The sequence below is a fragment of the Chryseoglobus sp. 28M-23 genome (assembly GCF_014789785.1).
Lineage (GTDB): Bacteria > Actinomycetota > Actinomycetes > Actinomycetales > Microbacteriaceae > Microcella > Microcella indica.
In genome coordinates this window covers 1707152-1732700 of record NZ_CP061846.1, presented here as the reverse complement: position 1 = coordinate 1732700, position 25549 = coordinate 1707152, and the positions used below count along the sequence as shown (strand labels likewise).

Annotated in this window: 23 protein-coding genes and 2 tRNA genes; 17 read left to right on the top strand and 8 right to left on the bottom strand. The window is 69.1% G+C overall.

What is annotated here, in order from left to right; translation table 11 throughout:
• Positions 1-599: 599 nt before the first annotated feature.
• The 4 genes from IE160_RS08495 to IE160_RS08480 form a co-directional block, all read right to left on the bottom strand.
• Positions 600-1801 (bottom strand): IS3 family transposase gene (locus IE160_RS08495; protein ID WP_191150673.1). Its coding sequence is split into 2 segments (ribosomal slippage): positions 600-1505 and positions 1508-1801, totalling 1200 coding nucleotides; the frame shifts between segments, so codons are not numbered across the junction.
• Between the two features lie 50 nt (positions 1802-1851).
• Complete coding sequence (locus tag IE160_RS08490) at positions 1852-2508, bottom strand: AP2/ERF family transcription factor (RefSeq protein ID WP_191150799.1); 657 nt, start codon at positions 2506-2508, stop codon at positions 1852-1854.
• Between the two features lie 128 nt (positions 2509-2636).
• Positions 2637-2710: transfer RNA gene (locus IE160_RS08485), tRNA-Gly, on the bottom strand.
• 65 nt (positions 2711-2775) lie between these two features.
• Positions 2776-4827, bottom strand: a complete 2052-nt coding sequence (locus IE160_RS08480) for an acyltransferase family protein (RefSeq protein WP_179872207.1) — start codon at positions 4825-4827, stop codon at positions 2776-2778.
• Between the two features lie 248 nt (positions 4828-5075).
• Between IE160_RS08480 and IE160_RS08475 the strand changes: the two genes are divergently transcribed.
• The 5 genes from IE160_RS08475 to IE160_RS08460 all read left to right on the top strand — a co-directional run bounded on the left by IE160_RS08475 (position 5076) and on the right by IE160_RS08460 (position 7970).
• Positions 5076-5152: transfer RNA gene (locus tag IE160_RS08475), tRNA-Pro, on the top strand.
• A 46-nt stretch (positions 5153-5198) separates the two neighbouring features.
• Positions 5199-6527, top strand: a complete 1329-nt coding sequence (gene tig, locus IE160_RS08470) for a trigger factor (protein ID WP_191150798.1) — start codon at positions 5199-5201, stop codon at positions 6525-6527.
• A gap of 5 nt (positions 6528-6532) precedes the next feature.
• Entirely contained in the window at positions 6533-6667 is a 135-nt protein-coding gene (locus IE160_RS12655; RefSeq protein ID WP_255508221.1) for a hypothetical protein, read from the top strand.
• A gap of 33 nt (positions 6668-6700) precedes the next feature.
• Positions 6701-7291, top strand: coding sequence for an ATP-dependent Clp protease proteolytic subunit (locus tag IE160_RS08465; protein WP_179872205.1), 591 nt, complete (start codon positions 6701-6703; stop codon positions 7289-7291).
• 19 nt (positions 7292-7310) lie between these two features.
• Positions 7311-7970, top strand: a complete 660-nt coding sequence (locus IE160_RS08460; protein WP_179872204.1) for an ATP-dependent Clp protease proteolytic subunit — start codon at positions 7311-7313, stop codon at positions 7968-7970.
• 74 nt (positions 7971-8044) lie between these two features.
• On the opposite strand, the gene IE160_RS08455 is transcribed toward IE160_RS08460, so the two are convergent.
• From IE160_RS08455 to IE160_RS08445, 3 genes are all read right to left on the bottom strand, one after another.
• Positions 8045-8638 (bottom strand): copper resistance CopC family protein, encoded by a 594-nt coding sequence (locus IE160_RS08455; RefSeq protein ID WP_191150797.1) that lies wholly within the window; start codon positions 8636-8638, stop codon positions 8045-8047.
• A gap of 3 nt (positions 8639-8641) precedes the next feature.
• Positions 8642-9352 carry a YcnI family copper-binding membrane protein gene (locus IE160_RS08450; protein ID WP_179872202.1) on the bottom strand — a complete coding sequence of 237 codons (711 nt, stop codon included), beginning with the start codon at positions 9350-9352 and terminating at the stop codon, positions 8642-8644.
• 119 nt (positions 9353-9471) lie between these two features.
• A complete protein-coding gene (locus tag IE160_RS08445; protein ID WP_191150796.1) occupies positions 9472-10098 on the bottom strand; it encodes a hypothetical protein in 627 nt (208 codons plus the stop codon).
• A 195-nt stretch (positions 10099-10293) separates the two neighbouring features.
• On the opposite strand from IE160_RS08445, the gene clpX reads away from it, so the two are divergent.
• From clpX to IE160_RS08430, 3 genes are all read left to right on the top strand, one after another.
• Complete coding sequence (gene clpX / locus IE160_RS08440; protein WP_191150795.1) at positions 10294-11574, top strand: ATP-dependent Clp protease ATP-binding subunit ClpX; 1281 nt, start codon at positions 10294-10296, stop codon at positions 11572-11574.
• A 29-nt stretch (positions 11575-11603) separates the two neighbouring features.
• Positions 11604-12125: a pyridoxamine 5'-phosphate oxidase family protein gene (locus IE160_RS08435; RefSeq protein WP_191150794.1), complete on the top strand. Its 522-nt coding sequence runs from the start codon at positions 11604-11606 to the stop codon at positions 12123-12125.
• A 193-nt stretch (positions 12126-12318) separates the two neighbouring features.
• Positions 12319-13620: an HNH endonuclease signature motif containing protein gene (locus IE160_RS08430; protein WP_179872198.1), complete on the top strand. Its 1302-nt coding sequence runs from the start codon at positions 12319-12321 to the stop codon at positions 13618-13620.
• A gap of 20 nt (positions 13621-13640) precedes the next feature.
• Here the strand turns inward: IE160_RS08430 and IE160_RS08425 are convergent, their stop codons facing one another.
• The gene (locus tag IE160_RS08425; RefSeq protein WP_191150793.1) at positions 13641-14126 is read right to left on the bottom strand and encodes a hypothetical protein; all 486 of its coding nucleotides are present in this window, start codon (positions 14124-14126) and stop codon (positions 13641-13643) included.
• A gap of 116 nt (positions 14127-14242) precedes the next feature.
• Here IE160_RS08425 and IE160_RS08420 point away from each other — a divergent pair, with 116 nt between their 5' ends.
• The 9 genes from IE160_RS08420 (at position 14243) to IE160_RS08380 (ending at position 25531) form a co-directional block, all read left to right on the top strand.
• On the top strand, positions 14243-15463 hold the full coding sequence (locus tag IE160_RS08420; RefSeq protein WP_179872196.1) for an ROK family transcriptional regulator: 1221 nt from the start codon (positions 14243-14245) through the stop codon (positions 15461-15463).
• The gene (locus IE160_RS08415; RefSeq protein ID WP_224744419.1) at positions 15460-16428 is read left to right on the top strand and encodes a carbohydrate ABC transporter permease; all 969 of its coding nucleotides are present in this window, start codon (positions 15460-15462) and stop codon (positions 16426-16428) included. The genes IE160_RS08420 and IE160_RS08415 overlap by 4 nt, the downstream gene beginning before the upstream one ends.
• Positions 16421-17308 carry a carbohydrate ABC transporter permease gene (locus IE160_RS08410; protein WP_179872195.1) on the top strand — a complete coding sequence of 296 codons (888 nt, stop codon included), beginning with the start codon at positions 16421-16423 and terminating at the stop codon, positions 17306-17308. Before IE160_RS08415 ends, IE160_RS08410 begins: the two co-directional genes overlap by 8 nt.
• Before the next feature lie 63 nt (positions 17309-17371).
• A complete protein-coding gene (locus IE160_RS08405; RefSeq protein WP_179872194.1) occupies positions 17372-18616 on the top strand; it encodes an ABC transporter substrate-binding protein in 1245 nt (414 codons plus the stop codon).
• Positions 18617-18709: 93 nt separating this feature from the next.
• Positions 18710-19879 (top strand): glycoside hydrolase family 15 protein, encoded by a 1170-nt coding sequence (locus IE160_RS08400; protein WP_191150792.1) that lies wholly within the window; start codon positions 18710-18712, stop codon positions 19877-19879.
• Positions 19876-22110, top strand: a complete 2235-nt coding sequence (locus tag IE160_RS08395; RefSeq protein ID WP_191150791.1) for a glycoside hydrolase family 31 protein — start codon at positions 19876-19878, stop codon at positions 22108-22110. The genes IE160_RS08400 and IE160_RS08395 overlap by 4 nt, the downstream gene beginning before the upstream one ends.
• Before the next feature lie 26 nt (positions 22111-22136).
• Positions 22137-23354 carry a benzoate/H(+) symporter BenE family transporter gene (locus IE160_RS08390; protein ID WP_191150790.1) on the top strand — a complete coding sequence of 406 codons (1218 nt, stop codon included), beginning with the start codon at positions 22137-22139 and terminating at the stop codon, positions 23352-23354.
• Between the two features lie 51 nt (positions 23355-23405).
• Positions 23406-24203, top strand: coding sequence for a hypothetical protein (locus IE160_RS08385; protein ID WP_191150789.1), 798 nt, complete (start codon positions 23406-23408; stop codon positions 24201-24203).
• Positions 24200-25531: a GNAT family N-acetyltransferase gene (locus tag IE160_RS08380; RefSeq protein ID WP_191150788.1), complete on the top strand. Its 1332-nt coding sequence runs from the start codon at positions 24200-24202 to the stop codon at positions 25529-25531. The genes IE160_RS08385 and IE160_RS08380 overlap by 4 nt, the downstream gene beginning before the upstream one ends.
• The last annotated feature ends 18 nt before the right edge of the window (positions 25532-25549 follow it).

The window sequence follows — 25549 nt, the reverse complement described above, 5'->3', positions numbered from 1 at the left end:
ATGCCGTTTGGGGCCGGAAGGGGCGATGCTTGCCCACTAAAGGGGGTTAAACCACCTATATGGGCGCGCGCCGTCGCAAACACATGCTCGTTCAGTACTCGGCCGGTCAAAAAAACGATCTGAGGCTCCGAGTAGGGCGCTCGATTCGGTTGACTAAGCGCTGCGAAAACAAGATTCGATGCTGTAGACGAGATCCGCATCCGCCTTCGTTCCCTGCCCGTGTTGCGACACGTTGTGTTCCGTGCATCTGATTCGTCGACGGCTGCTGACTGTAGGCGATTCTGCACAATTCACGAGGTTCGATACCGACCTAAAATTGCGTCGGGACTAGCGCGCTCTGCACCCGTAGGCCGCGCATACACCGATATAAGGCGTAGAATTGGGGTGTTAGAGCGGAGCGACCAATGCTTGAACTGAGCGAGTGGGGGTGGCTGACGGTCCGCGCGATTCATCGGACAGGGTCCGACGAAGAAGACTTCGAACGGGCGCTCGCCGCGCGGCGCGTCCCCGACTCGCGGCGTGCTGAGTTTCAGGAAGCATGGAGTGAACTCCTCAAGTTCCAAGAGGGGTCTGCTGCACGGATAGGTGACACGGTTTAGTCACGCAGCCAGTGCGGCTGGCGTGTTCATGATGGCCTCGAACTCGACCGGGGTCAATCGGCCCAGAGCGGCTTGCCGGCGTCGCCGGTTGTAGGTGCGTTCGATCCAGGTGACGATCGCGATGCGCAGCTGGTCGCGGGTGCCCCAGGAGCGGCGGTTGAGGACGTTCTTCTGCAACAGCGAGAAGAACGATTCCATCGCGGCGTTGTCTCCCGCAGCGCCGACTCTGCCCATCGATCCGACCATGCGGTGACGGCTGATCGCTCGGAGGAATTTCCGGCTTCGAAATTGGCTGCCTCGGTCGCTGTGGATCACGCAGCCGGCGACGTCGCCGCGCATCTGAGCGGCGTTCTCCAGCGCTCGAACGGCCAGGCTTGACTTCATCCGCGAGTCGATCGAGTAGCCGATGATCTTGTTCCCGAACACGTCTTTGACGGCGCAGAGGTAGAGCTTGCCTTCCCCGGTTCGATGTTCGGTGATGTCGGTCAGCCAGAGCCGGTTCGGGCCATCGGCGGTGAACTCATGCCGGATGCGTCCGGTCTCGTCCACGACCGCGCAGAGGTCGTCGTGGACTGGCGGGCCTGCCTTCTTGCCGTTCCTGCCGCGCTTCTTTCCGAACGCGCTCCACCAGCCGTTGTCGCGGCAGATCCGCCACGCCGTCCGATCAGCCATCGATTCTCCGGCGTCGCGAGCTTCGTCGGCCAGCAGCCGATGCCCGAATTCCGCGTCATCCTGGTGAGCATCGAACAGCGCGTTCGCGCGATACGCCTCCACCCGATCAGCGTTCGTGATCGGCTTTTTCAGCCATCGGTAGTAGGGCTGGCGGGAGAGCTTGAGAACCCGGCACGTCACCGTCACGGGTATCCCGTCAGCGGCGAGCTCTGTCACGAGCGGGTAGAACCTTTTCCCGGCAGATGGGCCTGCCCCAAATACGCCGCCGCGCGGCGGAGCACCTCGACCTCCTGCTCGAGCAGCCGATTACGCTGACGCAGCTCCCGCAACTCGGCATCACGATCGCCCGGGGACAGCGACCCCGACTCGGCAGCCTGCCGGGTAGCGCGGGAGCGGGCGAGCCACTTCGTGAGCGTCATCGGGTGAACCCCGAAATCGTTCGCGATCTGCTCGACCGTCACTCCCGGTTCGCGATTCTCCGCGACGCGCACGACGTCATCGCGGAACTCTTTCGGATAAGGCTTAGGCACGATGGCATCCTTCCAGGCCCACCCCTCGGGCAAGCCATGTCAGATGTCACCTATCCGTGCAGCAGACCCCGGTTGTAGTCCTCCTCGTTGAGCCCAAGAAGTTCTCCCAGTCGCGTGTGGGCGCTGTAGGCGACCAGCAGCGGCACTCGGTAGATGGGTTCGACATGCTCAATAACGGTGAGGAATTGGTCTTCTGTGAAGCCTGGCCGTGGCTTGTGCGCGGCGCCGCCACGAAGGCTCTTCGACAAGGACGGGTCCCTTTCGATGAAGCCGTCTTCTATTGCCATCGCCACGACCTTCCGGAAGAGCCAGAGTGCGTTTCGACGGTTGGTCGGATGGTCGCCTTGATCGGACCACCACATGCGCATGTCAGATGGCGTGATGGTTTGGATCGGTCGGTCGCGAAAATCGGCCAGGGCTGTCCGAAGCAGTGAGTGGTAGTTGGCCTTGGTGCGAGGTCGCAGTTCCGCCTCGTCGATGCAGTGAGTTGCGTACGGGGCGAAGAGCGGTCCGTCGCCGTCTGTGACGGATCGTGCCGCTTCGATCAAGCGGCGCGCTTCCGCCAGTTCGAGTGCCTGTTGCGCGTCCTCCTTCGTTTTGAAAGTTCCTCCGAGGCTGATGCGGCTGCCGTCGGTTTGACGGATTCGCACGCGCCAGTTTCCGGAGGGTATTTGGTCGATCGTCGCGCGCTTCATGAGGGTCTCCATGCCTGTTGTACGCACAGCAGGAGCGACGGCACCGGGTGTCAGAGAGAGTGGTTCTGGGTCACGCCTAGGTCACGCGTCCTGCACGGAGCCGGGGGCGACTTCAGAAGTGGGCCTGATCAGGCATTTTGTGGAGGGGATGACGGGAATCGAACCCGCACCATCAGTTTGGAAGACTGAGGCTCTACCATTGAGCTACATCCCCGCGTTGCGGCAGGAATCCGCCAGAAGCCTAGCGCAGAACCATCACAAGCGTACCCACGGCGGAGGTCACCGGAGACCGGTGTCGACGACTGTGAGTTCGGCGGCGAGATACGGCCCGAGTGTCGTCGCGAATGTTCGGGTGATGTGACCGCCATTGCGGAAAATGATGGCATTGCCCACGACGGGGAGGCACGGGTCGCCAGGGCAGATGACCCGACTCAGGTCGACGAGAGAAACGTTCTCGGCAGATTGCGCAGCGACGGAGATCCCGTCGATCCCCTTGAAGGCATCGGCTCTGGTGATGGAGCACGAGGCATTCATGTCATCGCGGTTGTCCTTCAGGCACTCCACGTGATCGGGGCGGCTCTTGGGAGGTGTCGCGATGACGACGATGTGAGCACCCGTGGCCGACGTTGCTGAGGCCCACGCCTCCCGATAGCCGGTGACCAGCGCGTCGGAGGGTTCGCGCCCAGCGGCGGTCGTCAGAATCAGGTCGTACTGGGGGCCAGTGTCGAGATAGTTGGTCACCAGCTGGTTCCAGGCAAGGCAGTCCTCACTGCGTGCCGCCGTGGTGCCGGCATTGCTCCAGGCGCAACTGCGTCGAGACGCGACGTCGATGCGCCAATTGTTCTCCTCCGCAGCCAGTTCGTATGCGGAGATCAGCGCAGCGTTGAAGGAGTCTCCCAGCGCGATAGCGCGGCGTTCATATCCTTCCATCGGGCCTAGTGAGCAGACGTTGAGCGATGCGGGCGAGTCGCCGCTCCAGCATTCCGCGCGATTCGCATCGTCGCTTCGAATGGTGGAGAGCGGGGGCAAAATGGGGTAGTCGAGTTCGGCACTGCAGTCATAGCCCGGGTCAGCGGCTTGAGCGCCGAAACACGGAAAGTCATTGGACTCCACAGACGCCAAGTAGTCGAGAAGCTCGGCTTGCTCTCGTTGCACGGAGAGCACGCCAGCGAAGGCGGCTCCGGCGACGAGTGACATGGAGAGCAGGGCGGCAGAAGCGACCTTGATCGACGGGCGAAGTGCGGGCTGAAGTCTGCGCGAGAAGCGAACGGGGTCTTCCACCCAAATCTTCGTTGCCGACGCGAGAGCGAGAGCGAGAACGACGATGACGATCTTCGGCGCAAGCCCGATCTGGTCCAACTGGCCAGGCGTGAAGTGGATGAGTGGCCAGTGCCACAGGTACACGCCGTAGGAGATACCCCCCACCCACAGCACAGGCCGCAGTGAGGACAATCGGGCGAACCATGTTGACGAACCTGAGGCGATGATCAACAGTGTCCCGACGACGGGAAGAGCTGCAATCCAGCCGGGAAAGCTGGATTCTCCGGTGATGCCGAAGGCGGAGAAGACGACGAGCGCGGTCCCCGATATGGCGAGCAGACCCCGGAGCGCAGGACCGATCGAGATGACAGCCATCGACAGGAGACCACCGGCGAGAAACTCCCACAGGCGAATGGGAGTGGCGAAGTACGCGACCGACCCAGCAGAGGAGGAGATCATGACGCTCGCGATGAAGCTCACAACGAACAGAACCACGAGCACAACCCGGATCGGACCATATCCGATCCGTCCTCGCCGCCTCATCACGAGCGCGGTCAGGGCAATGACGATCGGCAGAAAGATGTAGAACTGCTCTTCGACGGCGAGTGACCAGAAGTGCTGTACCGGCGAGGGTTCATAATCCGCACGGAGGTAGTCCACTGCATTGGACGCCAGTAGCCAGTTCTCCACAAAGAAGACCGACGCAATGATCTCTTCGAGGTACTGCACCTTGTCTTCGCCCTCGCTGAGGAACCACGTTGCCGCCGCCACGACGCTGAGGACGACGAGCGCGAGGGGAAGTATGCGGCGGGCGCGGCGTTCCCAGAAGCGCGCGAGTCGAATTCGCCCAGTGTCACGAATCTCTCTGACGAGGTGCCCGATGATCAGATACCCCGAAATGACGAAAAACATATCAACGCCGATGAATCCACCGGGCAGGCGCTCCGGCCACAGGTGGTAGGCGAAGACCAGTGCCACCGCGACGGCCCGCAAACCCTGGATCTCTGGTCTGAGGCGCTCCGTTGTCGGGCGGGCATTCGCAGGCGCCCGATCCAGGGAGGTCGACGTCACAGGTGCTTCCTTCAATACTCTTGGGGTGAACCACGTGGAGAGAACTGCCGAACACCGCAGACATCCTCGACTCTCGACTCTAGCCGCCTCGTCGCCAGACTCCGCGCGCCGTTCCGCGTCGGAACACTGCGCAGAACACTGCCCTTCCGGGTGCTCTCGGCGCCGCCCAGCCGTGACTCGGCTAGACTTGCCGAGGCCATTTTTCGTAGCGACCTGCGTCGTGACGCGCTTGGTCACGGTCACGGTCGCGGGGCGTAGCTCAGCTTGGTAGAGCGCCCGCTTTGGGAGCGGGAGGCCGCAGGTTCAAATCCTGTCGCCCCGACCACGCCCGCACGACGCCCACATGACGTCCACACATTCAGGAGATCCTTTTGGTTCAGTCCACGGCCACGAAGCTCAGCCCGACGCGCGTCAAGCTCGCCATTACGGTGACGCCGGAAGAGCTCAAGCCCAGCATCGAGCACGCCTACAAGCACATCGCCGAGTCGGTGACGATTCCGGGCTTCCGCAAGGGCAAGGTTCCGCCGCCCATCATCGACCAGCGCGTCGGCCGCGGTGAGGTGCTCAACCACGCTGTGAGCGAGGGTCTCGACAAGTTCTACCGCGACGCGATCGCCGAGCAGGGCCTGCGCGCCCTCGGCCGCCCGAGCGCCGACGTCAAGGAGTGGCCGAGCGAGAAGGACTTCTCTGGCGACCTGCAGGTCGAGGTCGAGGTCGACGTGCGGCCCGAGTTCGACATCCCTGCCTATGACGGCATGACGATCGAGGTCGAGGCGACCGAGGTCAGCGACGAGGAGGTCGAGGAGGAGCTGCAGAACCTGCGCAGCCGCTTCGGCACCCTCATCACTGTCGACCGTCCCGCTGCGACGGGTGACTTCGTGCAGCTCGACCTCGTCGCGAGCGTCGAGGGCAACACGGTCGACAACGCCAGCTCGATCTCGTACGAGGTGGGCTCAGGCGAGCTCATCGAGGGCATCGACGAGGCCGTCGAGTCGCTCACGGCTGGTGAGACGACGACGTTCGAGTCGAAGCTGCTCGGCGGCGACCACGAGGGCAAGATGGCGCAAATCGAGGTCACCATCCAGTCGGTGAAGGAGCGCGAGCTTCCCGAGGCCGACGACGACTTCGCGCAGATCGCGAGCCAGTTCGACACGATCGGCGAGATGAAGGATGACCTGCGCACGCAGCTCGCCCAGCAGAAGTCGTTCGGCCAGGGTGCTGAGGCTCGCGACAAGCTGCTGGCCGCGATGCTCGAGCAGGTCGAGATTCCCGTGCCGGACTCGCTCATCGAGGGCGAAGTGCACCGCCACCTCGAGAACGAGGACCGCCTCGAGGACGACGCGCACCGCGCCGAGGTCACGGAGTCGACGACGACGACGTTCCGCAACCAGATCTTCCTCGACGCTCTCGCCGAGAAGGAGGAGGTCAAGGTCAGCCAGGACGAGCTCACCCAGTACCTCATCCAGGGTGCTCAGCAGTACAACATGGAGCCCGGCGAGTTCATCAAGATCCTCGACCAGAACGGGCAGATCCCCGGCATGGTCGGCGAGGTCGCCCGCTCGAAGGCGCTCTCCGTCGCCCTCAGCAAGGTCAAGGTCGTCGACTCGAAGGGCCAGCCCGTCGACCTCACCGCGTTCACGGCGGCCGCGACCGCGCCCGTCGCCGAGAGCGACGACGACCACGAGGGTCACGACCACTAGGAACCATGTCCGCGCGCAGCGCGGTCACGAGGGGCTCGGCGCCGCAGGTGCCGGGCCCCTCGTGCATCCCGGACCCGGCGCGGGCGCGCCGCTCTCTGCCCACGGCGAACATGACGGATGCGGCGGGTCGCCTCGCGTAGATTCGAAGCACGAGACGAACAGGAGCTCCCCACATGGCCGAACCGACACTGCCCAACAGTGTTTTTGACCGACTGCTCAAGGACCGCATCATCTGGCTCGGATCAGAGGTGCGCGACGAGAACGCCAACGAGATCGCCGCGAAGCTTCTCTTGCTCGCCGCGGAGGACCCTGACAAGGACATCTACCTCTACATCAACTCGCCCGGCGGCTCCGTCACCGCAGGCATGGCGATCTACGACACGATGCAGTTCGTGCCCAACGACATCGTCACCGTCGGCATCGGCATGGCCGCGTCGATGGGACAGCTGCTGCTGACCTCCGGCACGAAGGGCAAGCGCTACATCACGCCCAACGCGCGCGTGCTGCTGCACCAGCCGCACGGCGGCTTCGGCGGCACCGCGAGCGACATCCAGACGCAGGCGCAGCTCATCAACGACATGAAGAAGCGTCTCGCCGAGATCACCGCCGAGCAGACCGGCAAGACGGTCGAGCAGATCAACAAGGACGGCGACCGTGACCGCTGGTTCAGCGCCGAAGAGGCCCTCGAGTACGGCTTCGTCGACCACATTCGCGCCTCCGCGAGCGACGTCGTCGGCGGCGGCGGCACCGAGCACGGCAAGTAAAGGACGGAAGACGATACCGATGGAAACGCCCCACTTCTCCGCCGGCGCTCCGGCCATGCCGAGCAGCCGCTACATCCTCCCCAGCTTCGAGGAGCGCACCGCCTACGGCTACAAGCGGCAGGACCCGTACGCGAAGCTGTTCGAAGACCGCATCATCTTCCTCGGCGTGCAGGTCGATGACGCGTCGGCCGACGACGTCATGGCGCAGCTGCTCGTGCTCGAGTCTCAGGACCCTGACCGCGACATCGTCATGTACATCAACAGCCCCGGCGGCTCGTTCACGGCCATGACGGCGATCTACGACACGATGCAGTACATCCGCCCGGAGATCCAGACCGTCGTGCTCGGGCAGGCCGCCTCCGCCGCGGCCGTGCTGCTCGCCGCAGGCTCACCCGGCAAGCGTCTCGCGCTGCCCAACGCGCGCGTGCTCATCCACCAGCCCGCGACGGGCGACGCGGGCCGCGGGCAGGCGAGCGACATCGAGATTCAGGCGCGCGAGATCGCCCGACTGCGCGAGTGGCTGGAGGAGACCCTCTCGAAGCACTCCAACAAGTCGGTCGAGGAAGTCAACAGAGACATCGACCGCGACAAGATCCTCATCGCGCAGGAAGCGCTCGAGTACGGTCTCATCGACCAGGTGCTCACGAGCCGCAAGAACCTGCCGGCCCTCGCCTCGTAACGAGGCATCACCAGCGCGAGCCCCGCATCCCTGGATATTTCGGGATGCGGGGCTCGCCTCGTTCTGCGGTTCAGTCAGCTGCGCCGGCGACGCGACAGCCACACGGCGACGCCTGCGCCGACCGCGAGCAGCACGATCACGCCGCCGATGACGGCGACCGTGCCGAGCACGGCGGCCGACTCGTCGGCGGGTGCTGCGGAAGGCTCCTCGCCGCCGGACGCCGTCGCGGGCGTCGAGCCGCACTCGGGCGGCGCGGCCGAGCCGGTGCTCGCCTCCGCGCCTGCCGCCGGCTCGTAGCGGAACGCGAGCGTGTCGGAGAGCGTGTGGCCGTCGGCTGAGACGTACTGGAAGGCCATCGTGTAGTCCCCGGCCTCGCCGAGCGCCGCCGGCGTCGACATCGACGGGCCGCCCACGTCGACGCAGCCGTCGCCGTAGTAGAGCCCGCTCTCGTCGGTCACCTGGATGGCGAAGCCCGCGCCCTCGCCCCCCACGTCGAGCATCGCCTCGTTCGTCGTGACGACGAAGAACTCCGGAACCTCGGTGAGGGTCTCGCCCTCCTCGGGCGTCGACGATACGACGGCGTTGTGGGCCGAGGCGGGCAGGGCGGGCACCACCACGAGGGCGAGGCCCAGCCCGAGAGCGGCCAGGGGAGCGGAAGCGCGGCGCATCGTCTACTGCCCCGCGGTGGTGCGCGCGGTGCGGCGGGTGAGGATCGCCGCGGTGATGCCGCCGGCGCCGACGAGGATGCCGAGGGCGCCGAGCACGCGGGCGAGAACGTCAGGCTGCGCGGCGCTCGCGACGGCCTCCGTCTCCGTACCCGCGGTCTCGGCGGTCATCTCCTCCGCGTCGCTGTGGCTGCCGCCGTGGGCGTCGCCCGTGGAGGCGGCGAGGGTCACGAGCGGAGCATCCTCGCCCTCCCACACGGCCGTGCCCTCGTCGCACGTCTGCGTGACCGGGAACTCGACCGTGTCGCCGGCCTCCCCGTCGGGCAGCCGCAGGGAGAGCTCGAACGCGTCGCGGAAGCCGTCCTCCAGGCCGCCCGTCGTCGAGGTGTAGACGATCTGGCCGATGCGCTCCGTGACCGGCTCGGCGCCCTCGGCCGCCTCGAGCGGCTCGTCGAGCGGCACCATGACCTTCTCGACGCTCCACAGCGGGTTGACGGTCGGTGTGACGATCGGAATCGACTCGGGAATGTCGATCGTCACGACCTGCGTGGGCGATCCCTCGCAGCCGTGCGGCACCGAGAAGGTGACGACGGTGTACGAGCCGGCGGCGTCGCTCGTGGCAGTCGCCGAGACGTGCGCCTGGGCGGCGACCGGTGCGGCGAGGGCGAGCAGGCCGCCCGCGAGGGCGGCGGCGGTGATGCGGGTGCGGTTCTTCATGATGGGTCCTTGTCTGAGAGAAAGTGTCTGAGAGTGAGTGGGCGCGCGCTCGGATGTGCTCGACGGCACAGCAGTGAGCGGGTCAGGCGCCGGAAGGAGTGTCTGCGGAGGGCGCCGTGCTAGACGGCGGCGAGGGCGGGCGGTCCGCGCCGCAGCTCGAGGCGCTGAAGGATGCCGCCGAGGCGGGGCAGCACGAGTGCCGCGGGGGCGAGGCGCGGCGTGCGGGGCAGCGGCACGGCGGCGGGAGCATCCCGCAGCAGGGTGGCGACCCGCAGGGCCAGCGAGCGCACGACGCGGGCGATCGCGTCGAGGCCGAAGCGTACGAGCAGGAAGGCGACCGCGCCGGCCGCGACGTGGGTGAGCGCCATCGGCAGGCTTGCCCCACCGTGCGTGGCGACCGCGGGGCTCGCGAGGGAGAGGGGCGCGGAGTGCGCGGCGTGCGCGCCGGCTGTACCGACAGCGGCTGTGCCGGCGGCAGCGCCGGCGAAGAACGAAAACAGGCTGTGGAAGATCGCCTGATCGATCGCGACCCCGATGAGGATGCGCGGGCTCGACGGTCGCGCACCGATCACGAACATGCCCACCAGGCCGGACACCACGAGTGCCGTGGCGAGAGCGGCGGTCGACGGCGTGCCGCCCCCGCCGAGAGCGTGCGCGGCGCCGGCGATGACCGTCGCGACGACGCCGACGAGCCACGACGCGGCCACGCGACTGCGTCGCGCGGCGAGACGATCGTGGGTGCTCATGACGGCTCCAGACTAGGTGACGAGGCTTGTGGCTCTGCTCAGCATTCGGAGACCGGGGGCGCGGCGACGGGTCGGGCTCGGGGTCGACTTCCGGGTCGGTCTGGCGGGGCGCGACACCCGGGCGGGGAGAGGTGCGCGCACATCGTCGGTGCCGAGGGTTAGGCTCGATGCACGTACGCACGGAAGGGGGGCCCCGTGGCCCGCATCGGAGAAAGCGCCGACCTGCTGAAGTGCTCCTTCTGCGGAAAGAGCCAGAAGCAGGTGCAGCAGCTCATCGCCGGCCCCGGCGTGTACATCTGCGACGAGTGCGTCGAGCTGTGCAACGAGATCATCGAGGAGCGTCTCGCCGAGTCGAACGAGAGCGAGGCGGCCGAGTTCGAGCTGCCGAAGCCCCGTGAGATCTACGACTTCCTCGGCGAGTACGTGATCGGGCAGGAGGCGGCCAAGCGCTCGCTCTCCGTCGCCGTGTACAACCACTACAAGCGCATCCGCGCCGGTCAGTCGCTCACCTCGGCGGACCAGCTCGCCGACGAGGTGGAGATCGCGAAGAGCAACATTCTGCTCATCGGCCCCACCGGGTGCGGCAAGACCTATCTCGCGCAGACGCTCGCGAAGCGCCTCAACGTGCCGTTCGCCGTCGCCGACGCGACGGCGCTCACCGAAGCGGGCTATGTCGGTGAAGACGTCGAGAACATCCTCCTCAAGCTCCTGCAGGCCGCCGACTTCGACGTCAAGCGCGCCGAGACGGGCATCATCTACATCGACGAGGTCGACAAGATCGCCCGCAAGGCCGAGAACCCGTCGATCACGCGCGACGTCTCCGGTGAGGGCGTGCAGCAGGCGCTGCTCAAGATCTTGGAGGGCACGGTCGCGAGCGTTCCCCCGCAGGGCGGGCGCAAGCATCCGCACCAGGAGTTCATTCAGATCGACACGACGAACGTGCTGTTCATCGTCGCCGGTGCTTTCGCGGGGCTGGAAGACATCATCAGTCAGCGCGCGGGCAAGCGCGGCATCGGCTTCGGCGCCCCGCTGCACGACAAGGCGGAGGAGAAGAACCTCTTCAGCGAGGTTCTGCCGGAAGACCTGCACAAGTTCGGCCTCATCCCCGAGTTCATCGGCCGTCTGCCCGTCGTCACGACGGTCACGCCGCTCGACCGCACGGCGCTCATCGAGATTCTCACCGCACCGAAGAACGCTCTCGTGCGGCAGTACCAGCGCATGTTCGAGATCGACGGCGTCGAGCTCGAGTTCGCCCCAGACGCGCTCGACGCGATCGCCGACCTCGCCGTGCTGCGGCAGACCGGCGCGCGCGGGCTTCGGGCGATCCTCGAAGAGGTGCTGGGGCCGATCATGTTCGAGGTGCCCTCGAGCGACGAGGTCGGTCGTGTCGTCGTGACGCGCGAGGCGGTCATGGAGAACGCGGCGCCGACGATCGTGCCGCGCCGGGCGGCGCAGCGCCGCGAGAAGTCGGCGTAGTTCGCAGGTGGCGCGGCTACTCTGACGCCATGAGCGACTCGTTGCGCGACCGGTTGCGGGCCCTGCCCGACTTTCCCGACGACCTGCCGGTCTTCGACCCGACGCGGGCGCCGGCCTCGGCCGAGGACCTGTTCCTCGAGTGGCTCGACGAGGCCCTGCACTTCGGCGTGCACCAGCCGCACGCGTGCACACTCTCCACGGCCGGGCCCACGGGCCACGTCACGGCTCGCACCCTCATCCTCAAAGACCTCAGCGAAGGCCAGTGGGTGTTCGCGGGCGCACGGTCCACACGCAAGGGCATCGACCTGGCCGCCAACCCCTACGCCGCGTTGACCTTCTACTGGCCGCAGCGGGGGCGACAGGTGCGCGTGACCGGCGAGGTCGAAGAGCTGCCCAGCGAGGTCGCTGCCGCCGACTGGGCCGCCCGACCCGCCGTGACCGAGCCCCACAACCACGACTGGGCCGCATGGGCGCTGCAGCCGACCGAGGTCGAGTTCTGGCAGGCCCGCGCCGACCGCCAGCACGTGCGGCACTGGTACCCCGCGCGCTGACCGCGCCCCTGGTCGCGCCGAGCCGCCGTGCCGCGTGCCGCCGTGCCGCGTGCCGCCGTGCCGCGTGCCGCCGTGCTGCGTGCCGCCGTGCCGCGTGCCGCCGTGCCGCGTGCACTGAGCCCGCCCACGGTCGCGCGCGCATGATCCCGGTCTCGAGGGTGGGAATGTCGGTGGTCGATGCTGGACTATCGGCATGACGATGACGGTGGACGAGCGGAACGCGAGCGACTCGCGTCTCGACGCGCTGCTTGACGAACTCATCGAGCTGGAGGTGCGGGAGGCGCGCATCGCGGAGCGCCGAGCCGCCCTTGTTGCAGACGTGAGCGCGGTCATCTCCCATGTCGAGGGCGCTGGTGCCTCATCGACCGGTGCTGCGGGCTGGAGTCCTGAGGTCGTTGCCAGGCGCACCACCGCTGCTGAACTCGCTGCAGCCCTGCGTGTCTCCGAGCGGACCGCGACGACGCTGCTCGAGCAGGCACGCACTCTGCGCGCCGACCTACCTGCGACTCGCCAGGCACTCGCCGACGGTCGCATCACGTATCGTCACGCCTCGATACTCATCGACCAGGCGTGGTCGCTTCCCGCCGAGGTTCGCGCGGAGTTCGAGGCCGTGGCGCTGACCGCGGCCGAGAGTCGCACGCCTGAGCGGTTTCGGCAGCGCGCCCGTGTGATCCGCGAACGGGTTCATCCCGACTCCATCGCGGTGCGCCGCACCGCGGCCGTGGAGTCACGGCATGTAGCGGTGGAGCCCGCGCGCGACGGCATGGCCTGGTTGACCGCCTACCTGCCCGCTGAGCAGGCTCAGAGCATCTACGCACGGCTCACGCACATCGCACGGTCCCTCGAGACGGGCGAGGGCCTCGCCGCCCATGACGCCGAGCCCGCGGCTTCCCGCGGTGTGAGCGACGGTCGCACCCTCGCGCAGCGGCGCGCCGACGCGTTCGCCGACCTTCTCATCGACGGCGTCGTGGCTGAGACAGCGCTGGGTCAGGGTATTCGCGCGCAGATTCTCGTGACTGTGCCGGTACTCACTCTTCTCGACCGCTCAGGCAGCACGCCGTCCGATGCTCCCGCCGAACTCGAGGGCTATGGCCCGATCGACGACGAGACTGCCCGTCGACTCGCCGCGCACGCTCCCTCGTTCACGCGACTGCTGACCCATCCCGAGACGGGGGCGGTGCTCTCCGTCGGTCGCGATCGCTACACGGTGCCGGCAGACCTCAAGCTGTGGCTGAGGGTGCGCGACGGTACCTGCAGGTTCCCCGGCTGCGGTCGAGGCGCATCGACCTCCGACCTCGACCATACGATCGACTGGCAGCACGGTGGCCGGTCCGATCACGACAACCTCGCACACCTGTGCCCCTCGCATCATCGGCTCAAGCACCACACACGGTGGGCAGTCAGGCACTCGAGCGACGGCGTGCTGCAGTGGCGCGCTCCGAGCGGGCGCGAGTATGCGACGCGACCTGAGCGAGACCTGCGCGTGCCCGCGTAGTGCGACTGCCCGCGCGCCGACTAGCCCCAGCCGTGCCGGGCGCGCAGCACGGCGAGGGCGGCGTGGGGACACTCGGGTCGGTCGCCTGCGAGCGACCCGACGAGGTCGAGCAGGCGGCGCGCGAGTGCGACCTCGTCGAGTCTGAGCGCGTCAGTGAGCGACGTTGCCAGGTCGGGGCGGGTCAGCTCGATGCGGCGTCGAGGGTCGAGGTAGTCGGCGCGGTTGTCGACATGGGAGAGCGCGGCGACCGCCGTGAGCAGGTGCGTGACGGCGTCACCCCGGAGGAGCGCCGACGCGGCAAGCGTTTCACCGCGGCGGGCTTTGCCCGCACCGAGGTGCACCTTCGCGACGACGAGCGCGAGGTCGTGGTCGCTCCACTCGTCGACCCGGTGCCTCTCGGCGGTGGAGCCCATGCCGACGAGCCCGAGGATGCGGTCGTCGCGAGCCAGACGGTCGCGCACTGTCCACAGGTACTGCTCGAAGCGCTCGCGGGTGCCGGCGGTCATAGGGACTCCTTCGTCGGGGGTGGTGCTACCAGGCGCGCCGCCGCCAGGGAGGCGCGTCTTGACATGCTTCGGTACTTCATTCTATGGTTTGTTTAGTCCTGAAGTAAGGGGAATCAATGGCGCTCCGCCCGATGGCTCGCACCGACGTCAATCGCTCCGCGATCCTGGCGCACCTCGGTGCTCACGGCCCCGCGTCGCGCGCCGAGCTCGCGCGGGCGCTCAACCTCTCTCCCGCGCTCATGACGCAGCTCACCAAGGACCTCCTGGCCGACGGCCTTCTGCGCGAGCTCGCCCACCAGCCTTCGCAGGGCGGCCGCCCCGCTCGCATGCTCGGGCTCGTCGCGAGCGCCGGTCGCGCCGTCGGAGTCAAGGTCGCGGCCGACCACGTCGCCTTCGTCGAGGTGGGCATCGACGGCTCCGTGCTGCGCACGGCGAGCGAGCCCTTCGACGCCTCGGCGACCACCATGCTCGCGAAGCTCGTCGAGCTGCTGCGCCGCTTCATCGAGGGTGGTGCAGACACCCCGCTCCTCGGCGTGGGCGTCGGCGTGCCGGGGGATGTCGACCGCCAGGGCGAGGGGGTCGTCGACTCGACCCAGCTCGGCTGGACCCACGCGCCCATCGGCGAGAGCCTGCGCCGTGAACTCGGCCTGCCCGTGCTCGTCGAGAACAACGTCAACGCCCTCGCCATGGCCGAGCGCCTCTACGGTCTCGGTCGTCGCCACGACAGCTTCCTCGTCGTCACGATCGGTACCGGTGTCGGCGCGGCGATCGTCGTCGACGGCGTGATCCTGCGCGGGTCGCGCGGGGGAGCGGGCGAGGTCGGCCACACTCCCGTGCGCGACGACGGGCCCCTGTGCTCGTGCGGCAACCACGGCTGCCTCGAGACGTTCCTCAGCGAGGACGCACTCGTGCGCATCGCCCGCGAACGCGGCATCATCGGCGCATCGGCGGGAATCGAGGCGCTGCGGGATGCCGCGGACTCGGGTGACGACCGCGCGACGGCTGTCTTCAGCGAGGCAGGCCACCTGCTCGGCCGCACCGTTGCCGGGCTCGTGCACGTGCTCGACCCCGAGGTCGTGATCCTGCTCGGCGAGGGCACCGCCGACTGGACCCACTGGTCCTACGGCTTCGAGCCCGCCTTTCGCGCCGCCCTCATCCCCTCCCGGCGCGGGGTGCCGATCGCCGTCGAGCGCTGGCAGGACGACAGCTGGGCTCAGGGCGCCGCGACGCTCGTGCTGGCGACCCCGTTCGACGCCGACGGCTCCATGGGCGAGCAGGGCGACCTCGTGCGCCGTCGCCTCGTGCAGCAGGCAGCTCCACCCGAGGCCGATTCGTGAGCACGTCGACCCTGCAGACGAGCCTGCTCGACCGCAGCCCCGAGCCCACGCGCACACCCGTGGCGGGCATCCGGCGACCGGTTCGCTCGCGCCGCACCCGCGTCACCTACGCGCTCACCGTGCTCGCCTTCCTGCTGCCGAGCGCCATTCCCCTGACCCTCTTCGTGCTCGGACCCATGGTCGCCGCGGCGTGGATCAGCCTGCACGAGTGGAACCTCATCACGCCCATGCAGTGGGTGGGGCTCGACAACTTCGCCCGCCTCGTCAGCGAGGGCCAGACGGGTGAAGTCTTCGCCCACACGCTCTACTACATCGTCGGCTACCTGCCGCTCGTCTACGTCGGCGGCCTCCTGCTCGCTCTCGCCCTCAACCGTGCCCTCAAGGGTCGCGCGTTCTGGCGCGGCATCTACTTCCTCCCCGTCGTCACGAGCTGGATCGTCGTCGCGATCGTGTGGCGCTGGCTGCTCAACCCCGCCAACGGCGTCGTCAACGCCGTGCTCGCCTGGTTCGGCATCGACGGCCCCGGGTGGTGGACCGACCCGGCGTGGGCGATGCCCTCGATCATCCTCGCGAGTGCGTGGAAGGACCTCGGCTTCGTCATGGTCATCTTGCTCGCGGGTCTGCAGGCGATCAACCCCGACCTCTACGACGCGGCGAAGGTCGACGGTGCTGGCCCCTGGCGGCGCCTCGTGAGCGTGACCCTGCCGATGCTGAGCCCCAGCACGTTCTTCGTCGTCGTCATCTCGCTCATCAACGGGTTCCAGGTCTTCGACCAGGTGTACGCGATGACGGGCGGCGGCCCCGCCGGCTCGACCCAGGTCGTCGTGCAGCAGATCTACGACCTGACCTTCCGCTACGGGCAGGCGGGCGAGGCCTCCGCGCTCTCGTGGATACTCTTCGCCGTCATCCTCGCCGTGACGCTCGTGCAGGTCATCGGCCAGAAGAGGTGGGTGCACTATGGCTGAGTCGCGCACGCTGCCACGCCCCGACCGCGGGGCGAGCACCGATCGTACGAGCGCGGATGCCCGGCGCCGGGCATCCCTCGGATCGGTTCTTCTGCACGCCGTCGTGATCCTCGGCGCGGCGCTCATGTTCTTCCCGTTCCTGTGGACGGTCGTCACCTCGGTCTCCGACGGCATCGGCCTCTCGACCGAGCCGAGCCTGTGGCCCGAGAACCCCTCGCTGAACGGGTACGAGACGCTCTTCACCGAGCGGCCGTTCGCGCGCGTCGTCGTCAACAGCTTCGTGCTCGCCACGCTCACGACGATCGCGCAGCTGTTCACGAGCGCGACCGCCGCCTATGCGTTCAGCCGGCTGCCGTTCCGCGGCCGCGGCATCGTCTTCGCGATCTACCTCGCGACCATGATGATTCCACTGCAGGTGCTCGTCGTGCCGCTCTTCGCGCAGATCAAGGCTTTCGGGCTCATCAACACCTACCTCGGCGCGCTGCTGCCGACGTTCGCCGCCGCGTTCGGCATCTTCCTGCTGCGCCAGGCGATCAACCAGGTGCCGCGCGAACTCGACGAGGCCGCGACTCTCGACGGTGCCGGGCACTTCCGCATCTTCTGGCAGATCATCATTCCGAACATTCGCCCGGCGCTCGCGACGCTCACGATCTTCGCCTTCATGGGCAGCTGGAACAGCTTCCTCTGGCCGCTCATCGTGCTGCGCGACGCCGAGCTGCAGACCCTGCCCATCGCGCTCGCCGCGCTCCAGGGGCAGTACACCACGGCCTGGGACGTCGTCATGGCCGGCTCCGTCGTGAGCATCATCCCAATGCTCGCGCTCTACATCTTCGCCCAGAAGTACGTCATTCAGGGCGTCGCCAGCTCGGGGATCAAGTGAGCCCCGAGGCATTCCGTATCCACCCGCACCACTGCAACCCCTATCGAAGGAGATAGCACTCACATGAAGCGCACACTCACCGCTGTCGGGCTCACCGCCGCGGCAGCACTCATCCTCGCGGGATGCTCCACCGAGCCCTCCGCGGAAGGCGACGGAGACGTCGTCGTCACGTACAGCAACTTCATCTCGGCGGGAGGCAACGAGGAGAACCTCGAGCTCATCGTCGAGGCGTTCGAGGCCGAGAACCCCGGCATCACGATCGACGTGACGACGCTGCCGTACGCCGACTACTTCACGACCCTGCAGACCGATCTCGCGGCCGGCACGATCGCCGATGTCGTCGACACGAACTACGACTTCTTCCCGCAGCTTGCGGCGAGCGGAGCGCTGGCGCCGCTCGAGGTGTCGAACGCCGGGGCCTACCGCGAGTCGCTCATCGACGCGTACTCGGTCGACGGCGTGAGCTACGGACTGCCGAGCTCGTTCTCGGCCGTCGTGCTCTACTACAACGCCGACCTCTTCGACCAGGCGGGCCTCGACTACCCGACGGCCGACTGGACGTGGGCTGACGAGCAGGCCGCCGCTGAGGCGATCACCGCGCTCGGCGACGACATCTGGGGCAGCCACCAGCCGGTCTCGTTCTACGAGTACTACAAAGTGCTCGAGCAGAACGGCGAGTCGTTCCTCAACGAGGACGGCACCGCTGTGGCGTTCAACACTCCGGGCGGCATCGAGGCGGCCGAGTGGCTCACCTCGAAGAGCGGCACCGTCATGCCGACCATCGAGCAGGGCCAGGGTTCGCCCGACTTCGACACGAACCTGTTCGTCGAGGGCAAGCTGGGCATGATGCACACGGGCATCTGGGTGTTCGGCGCCGTCGCCGACGTGCCCTTCGCGTGGGACATCGCGGTCGAGCCGGGCAACGGCACGCAGGCGAGCGCCGTCTTCTCCAACGCCGTGGGTGTCTCGGCGAACGCCGAGAACGTCGAGGCGGCCACGCTGTGGGCCGAGTTCCTCACCTCCTCGCAGACGATGGTCGACGTGCGACTCGACTCCGGCTGGGAGCTGCCGCCCATCAGCGATGAGGCGCAGCTCGCGGTCTACCTCGAGAAGGGCGACCCGGCCAACCGCCAGGCCGTGTTCGACTCGCTCGACGGCATCGCCCTCACCCCGCTCGTCGAGACCGGGCAGCAGGAGATGCAGGACATCATCACGGAGGAGCTCATCGAGGCGCAGGCCGGCCGCACGTCGGTCGCTGACGCCCTCGCGAGCGCGGAGGAGCGCATCAACGCCGTCATCGGCGGCTAGCCGCTCTCGTCAGTTCGTACCACCCTCACAGGCGGGGCTCCGAGTTCTCTCGGGCTCGGAGCCCCGCCCCTGCACGCCCCGGAAGGCTCCCGCATGACGCACGTCACCACCGACCCCAGTACGCCCCGCGGCGTCGACCTCGCCGATCTGGTGCAGCGCAGCGTCGCTCTCATCGAGCGGCTGCAGCACGACGGCGGCGCCTACCCGGCGAGCCCCACCTTCTCGGCGTACCGCGGCTACAGCTGGTTCCGCGACGGGGCGTTCATCGCCGACGCCATGTCGGCGGCGGGCTCCGTCGAGTCCGCGTCGCGCTTCTTCGACTGGTGCGACAGGATGCTCGCCGAGCACTCCGGCGAGGTGGCCGAGATCGTCGCCGCCGAGGCCGCCGGCACGCCGTTGCCCGACGATCGCATGCTCCCCACCCGCTTCACCCTCGACGGATCCGAGGGTGACGACGACTGGTGGGACTTCCAGACCGACGGCTACGGCACCTGGGTGTGGGCCGCCGTCTCCCACGCGCGCCGCCACGGTCTGAGCCTCGAGCGCTGGGCGTCGGGCATCCGCCTCAGCGTCGACTACCTGCTCGCGACGGCCCACCGCCCCTGCTACGACTGGTGGGAGGAGCACCGCGACGAGGTGCATGTCTCGACCCTCGGCTGCATCGTCGCGGGTCTCGAGGCCGCCGCCGACGCAGACGTGCTGCCCGCGGCGACCGCAGCGCGCGCTCGCACGACCGCAGAGGAGTGCCGCGCACTCATGATCGAGCGCGGCACCCACGATGGCCACCTCGCGAAGTGGCTCGGTGCGAGCGCGGTGGACGCGTCGCTCGCCGCCGTCATCGCGCCGCTCGGCGTCATCGACGCGACGAGCACGCTCGGGCTCGTGAGCATTCGCGCGATCGACGACGCGCTCAGCGTCGACGGCGGCGTGCACCGCTACCTGGACGACACGTTCTTCGGCGGCGGCCAGTGGCCGCTGCTCAGCTGCATGCTCGGGCTCGCCTACGCGGCCGCGGGCGACCTCGACCGCGCTCGCGCGCAGCTCGAGTGGGCGGCGTGCACTGAGACCGCCGAGGGGTTTCTGCCCGAGCAGGTCGGCGACCACCTTCTCGCCCCCGACCGCGAGCAGGAGTGGATCGAACGCTGGGGGCCCGTCGCGACACCGCTGCTGTGGAGTCACGCGATGGTCGTGCGCCTCGCGGTCGAGCTCGGTGTCGCGGGCACCGTCGACGGCCCCGCCGACGCACGAGAGGGGGCCTCGTGATCCGGCACTCCCCGTTCGGCTCCGGCCACCCGTACTCGGTCGACACCGACCAGCGCGACCCCGTCGACCCCGTGGCCGGCGAGCCGTTGACGCTCGGCGTGCGCACGAGCGCCGAGGTCGACGCTGTCGTGCTGGAGTGGGACGACGGCGTCACGGTGCACGAGCACCCTCTGACCCGCACCGAGCGGACGTCTCGCGGCCAGTCCGTCGACGGCGGGCACCTCGCGAGCGCGCAGGCGCGGCTCGCGCGCGCCGCCCGCGGATTCTCCGCGACCCTCACCGACCTCGAGCCGCACCGCGCCTACCGCTACCGCTTCGTCGGCGGGCCGGGTGACTCATCGACCAGTCAGCACACCCGCTGGTTCGACGTGCGCGTCGCCGCGTGGCGCAGCGCACCCGACGACCTCGTCGCCGTCGACGTCGCCGCGGGCCTCGTGCCCGGCAGCGTCGAGGTGCTCGACGACGGCGAGCGGCTGCTGCGGGCGCGCTTCGCGCTCGCCCTCGTGCCGGGGGAGCGCGTCGCGGGCTTCGGGGAGCGCTTCGACGCCCTCGACCACCGCGGCGCCGAGCTCGACTCGGTCGTCTTCGAGCAGTACAAGTCGCAGGGCGCGGAGCGCAAGACCTACCTGCCCATGCCCTTCGCGCACGTCGTCGGCGGGCGCGGCTGGGGCTTCCACGTGCGCACCTCTCGCCGCGTCTGGTTCGACGTCGGAGCCACCGCCGGTGACCGCCTGCAGATCGAGGCGGAGGTCGACGAGGCGAGCGCAGTATCCCGTGCCCTGGAGCTTGCGGCCTACACGGGCACGCCGCACGCCGTGCTCGACGCGTTCCTCGGCGAGGTCGGCCGCCCCGAGCAGCTGCCCGACTGGGTGCTGCGGCTGTGGGCGAGCGGCAACGAGTGGAATACGCAGGCCGAGGTCATGCGCCAGGCCGACGCACACCGCGAGCACGACATTCCGGTCGGCAGCATCGTCATCGAGGCGTGGAGCGATGAGAGCACGTTCCACATCTGGCGCGACGCGCAGTACACGCCGCGCGAGGATGCTGCACCGATGCGCCTTGCCGACTTCACTTTCCCGGCCGAGGGCGCGTGGCCCGACCCGAAGGGCATGGTCGACGAACTCCACGAGCGCGACGTCAGGCTCGTGCTGTGGCAGATTCCGCTGCTCAAGATGCGGCCCCACCCGCGCGGTCAGCTGCGGCACGACGCCGACGTCGCGAAGGCCGAGGGTGTGCTCATCCGCGAGCCAGGGCCCGACGGACGACTGCGGCCGTACCGCAACCGCGGCTGGTGGTTCCCGCTCGGGCTCATGCCCGACCTCACCGACGAGCGCGCGGCCGAGTGGTGGACGGAGAAGCGCCGGTACCTCGTCGACGAGCTCGGCGTCGACGGGTTCAAGACCGACGGCGGCGAGCATGCGTGGGGCCGTGAGCTGCAGTACCTCGACGGGCGCCGCGGCGACGAGGGCAACAACACCTTCCCCGTCGCCTATGCGAAGGCCTACGGCGATCTGCTGCGGCGCTGCGGCAAGGCGCCCGTGACGTTCTCGCGTGCGGGCTTCACCGGCTCGCAGGCGCACGGCGCGTTCTGGGCGGGCGACGAGAACTCCACGTGGGAGGCGTTCCGCTGGTCGCTCTTCGCGGGGCTGAGCGCGACGGCGAGCGGCGTCCTCTACTGGGGGTGGGATGTCGCGGGGTTCAGCGGCGAGATCCCGACCGCCGAGCTGTACCTGCGCTCGATGGCCGCGGCGGCCTTCGTGCCGATCATGCAGTACCACTCGGAGTTCAACCACCACCGCAGCCCGAGCCGCGACCGCACGCCGTGGAACATCGCCGAGCGCACGCGCGACGATCGTGTGCTGCCGGGCGTTCGCCGGCTCGTGCAGCTGCGCGAGCGCCTCGTGCCGTACCTCTCGGTCGAGGCGGCGTGGGCCATCGGCTCGGGCACGTCGCTCATGCGGCCGTTGTTCTTCGACTGGCCCGACGACGATCGGCTGTGGAGTGCACCGCTGCAGTGGATGCTCGGCCGCGACATCCTCGTCTCGCCGGTCACCGAGGAGGGTGCGACGGCGCACACCGCGACGCTGCCCGCGGGGGAGTGGGTGCACGCGTTCAGCGGCGAGCAGGTCACCGGCGGCGCGACCCACACGACCGAGGTGCCGTGGGACGAGGTGCCCGTCTACGTGCGGGCCGACTCCTGGCCGCGCCTGCGCGCCGTGTTCACGGAGTGAGGGTGCCACGCCCCTAGGCTGAACGCGTGCTGCAGCCGATCATCGCCGGGGTCATCGGCGCGCTCACGGGGTTCGCGAGCTCGTTCGCGCTCGTCGTCGCAGGGTTGCTCGCGGTCGGGGCGAGCCCCGAGGAGGCGGCGAGCGGCCTGCTCGCCCTGTGTATCGCGCAGGCGCTCCTCGCGGGTCTGCTGTCGTGGCGCTCGCGCCTGCCGCTGAGCTTCGCCTGGTCGACGCCCGGCGCCGCACTGCTCGTCGCGGCGGAGGGCTCGACGGGCTCGTACGGCGCCGCGATCGGCGCGTTCATCGTGTGCGGACTGCTCATCCTCGTCAGCGGCCTGTGGGGCTGGCTGGGTCGCGCGATGACGCGCATCCCGATGCCGCTCGCGGGCGCGATGCTCGCGGGCATCCTGTTCCCCATCTGCATCGCGCCCGTGACCGCGGTGCTGCAGGAGCCCCTCCTCGCAGCGCCCGTCATCGTCGTGTGGCTTCTGCTCGTGCGGTGGGCGACGCGGTGGGCGGTGCCGGCGGCGATGCTCGTCGCGATCGTCGGCGTCGTCGTCTCGGCGGGCAGCGACTGGATGCTCGGCGCCACCCTCTCGCCGGGCGTCACCCTCACGATGCCGACGATCGACCCGCTCGTGATCGTCTCGCTCGGAGTGCCCTTGTACATCGTCACGATGGCGGGGCAGAACGTGCCGGGCTTCGCGGTGCTGTCGACGCTCGGCTACCGCGAGGTGCCCGCGCGGCGGGTGCTGGCGTCGAGCGGCCTCGCGACCGCGGTGAGCGCGCCGTTCGGCGGCTTCGCGCTCAACCTGGCGGCTCTGACGGCCGCGCTCATGGCGGGCCCCGACTCGCACCCCGACCCCGCCCGACGCTGGGTGGCGCCGGTGGCGGGCGGCGTGACCTACGTGCTGCTGGGGCTCGGCGCGGGCGTCGCGACGGCGCTCGTCGCGGCCGCGCCGCCGATCCTCATCATCGCCGTCGCGGGGCTCGCCCTCCTCGGTGCGTTCACGACGGGGCTCGTGAGCGCGTTCGAGGCGCCCGAGACGCGGCTGACCGCGGCCGTGACGCTCATCGTCGTGGCCTCGGGCGTCGTCGTGCTCGGCATCGGCAGCGCCTTCTGGGGGCTCGTCGTCGGGGCGATCGTGCTGCTCGTCACGCGGCCGCGACAAGTGCGCGACGGGACTGTGGATGACAAGGCAGTGGATGACGGGACAGTGCACGACGCTGGGCCGCAGGAGTAGGGTCGGGGTCGCCCGCGAGCCGGGCATCCGCTACTGCACGAAGGAGCCACCGTGTCGACCGAGACCGCCAAGCACGCCCGCGACCCGCTCGTGAGCGGTGCCCGCAGGGGAGCCATCTTTGGCATCATCGTCTCGTTCTCGGGTGCGGCAGTTGTCGGCATCATCGCGCTCCTGGGTGGCGACTTCGGCGAGACCCAGGGCAAGATCCTGCTCACGACGGTGCTCTTCGGCGCGTTCTCGATCACGGCGCTGTGCCACCTCGCGATCGCCGACCGGGCGATGCGCATCGTCGGCGTGAGCGGACTGCTCGCGAGCGGTGTCGCCCTCGTGTCGGGCCTCGTGCTCATCTGGCGCGACTGGGCCGACTCCGATCTGGAGGTCTGGTTCAAGGTCTTCGCCGCTGCCGGCATCCTCGCCGTCAGCTTCGCGCACGCGAACCTGTTCCTGCTGCTCGCGGGGCGCCGCCGGGCCGCCATCCGCTGGGGGCTCGCGGCCACGCTCGTGGCGATCGCCGTCGTCGCGGTCATGCTCATCCTGCCGATCCTGACCGACGGCGGTATTCCCGGCGAGGACGCCGCCGACGTGTACTGGCGCGTGTTCGGCGTCATCGCGATCCTCGACGTGCTCGGCACGGTCGTCGTGCCCGTGCTCGCGCTCTTCCTGCGGGACGGCGCGGGGCCGGCGACGCCCGCTGCTCAGGAGACGGAGGGCGTCGCGGCGCCCCTGCGTCGCCACGTGCCGGCCGACCTTGCGGAGGCGGTGCGCTCGCGCGCGGCCCAGCAGGGGAGCGACCCCGAGGCGGTCGCGCTCGATGCCCTGCGTCGGGGCCTCGCAGGCGACGACTCGTGACGGCGCGGCACAGCGCGCTGCCCCTCGACGAGCGGTCGCGCGAGGCGCTCGCCGCTGAGGGTCTGCGCTACGCGCTCGTCGACGGGGAGGACGCGGCGCAGGTCGACGCCTGGCTGCAGGCCGATCAGCGGGGCTTCCACGCCGAGACGCTCACGGAGGAGCAGCTCGCCGAGCATCGGGCGGGCCTCGCCTTCGCGCGCAGCATCGGCGTGTGGGACCCCTCGAGCGCCGACCCGGCGACACCCGTGGCCACGGTGGGCTCCTGGCGGTCGACCGTGAGCCTGGGCGCCGTGAGCGAGGGTGCGAGCATCGAGGGCTGGGCGATCAGCGCCGTGACGGTCGCGCCCACGCATCGCCGCCGTGGCATCGCGCGCGCTCTGCTCGAGGGCGAGCTGCGGGCCGCCGCGAGCGCCGGTCTTCCGCTCGCGATGCTCACCGTCTCCGAGGCGACCATCTACGGCCGCTGGGGCTTCGGGCCGGCCACCTGGGCGGCCGACTACAGCGTCGACACGCGCGCCCTGCAGTGGACGGGCCCGCGCCCGAGCGGCCGCGTCCACCAGGTGGCCCCCGCGAGCCTGCGCGCGCTCGCCCCGCAGCTCGCGCAGCGCGCGCACCGCCGCCATACCGGCGAGGTGCCCGGATGGGAGCACTACTGGCAGCGCATGCTCGGCCTCACGGCGGGCAGCACGCGCGCCAGCAAGCTCCGCGCGGTGCGGTACGACGACGAGCAGGGCACCCCGCAGGGTTTCGCGCTCTACTCCCTCGCGGCCGACCCCGACGACTTCACGGCGCACACTCTCACCCTCGACTACCTGTGTGCCGCGAGCGACGACGCGCACGCGGCCCTGTGGCGCTTCGTGCTCGAGCTCGACCTCGTGGCGACGGTGCGGGCGTCGCTGCGGCCGGTGGACGAGCCCGTGCCGTGGATGGTCTCCAACCCCCGCGCTGTGCGCACGTCGGCGCGCAGCGAGCACCTCTGGCTGCGCATCCTCGACGTGCCGGCGAGCCTGACCGCCCGCCGCTACGCGCACGCCGAAACGGTGCTGCTGCGTGTCGACGACCGACAAGGCTTCGCGCACGGCGACTGGATGCTCACCACGAGCCCCGACGGAACCGCCACGGTGACTCCTGCCGACGCCGACCCTGCACCCGAGGCGGCGGTGGTGCGCCTCGGCGTCGACGTGCTCGGCACCCTCCTGCTGGGCGGCGCGCCCGTCGAGTCGCTACGCGCAGCCGCGCGGCTCGTCGAGGAGCGCCCCGGCTCGGCGGCCCGCCTCGACGCGCTCTTCCGCACGACGCGCTCCCCGCACCTCAGCATCTGGTTCTGAGGGCGCGGCATGTGCTGC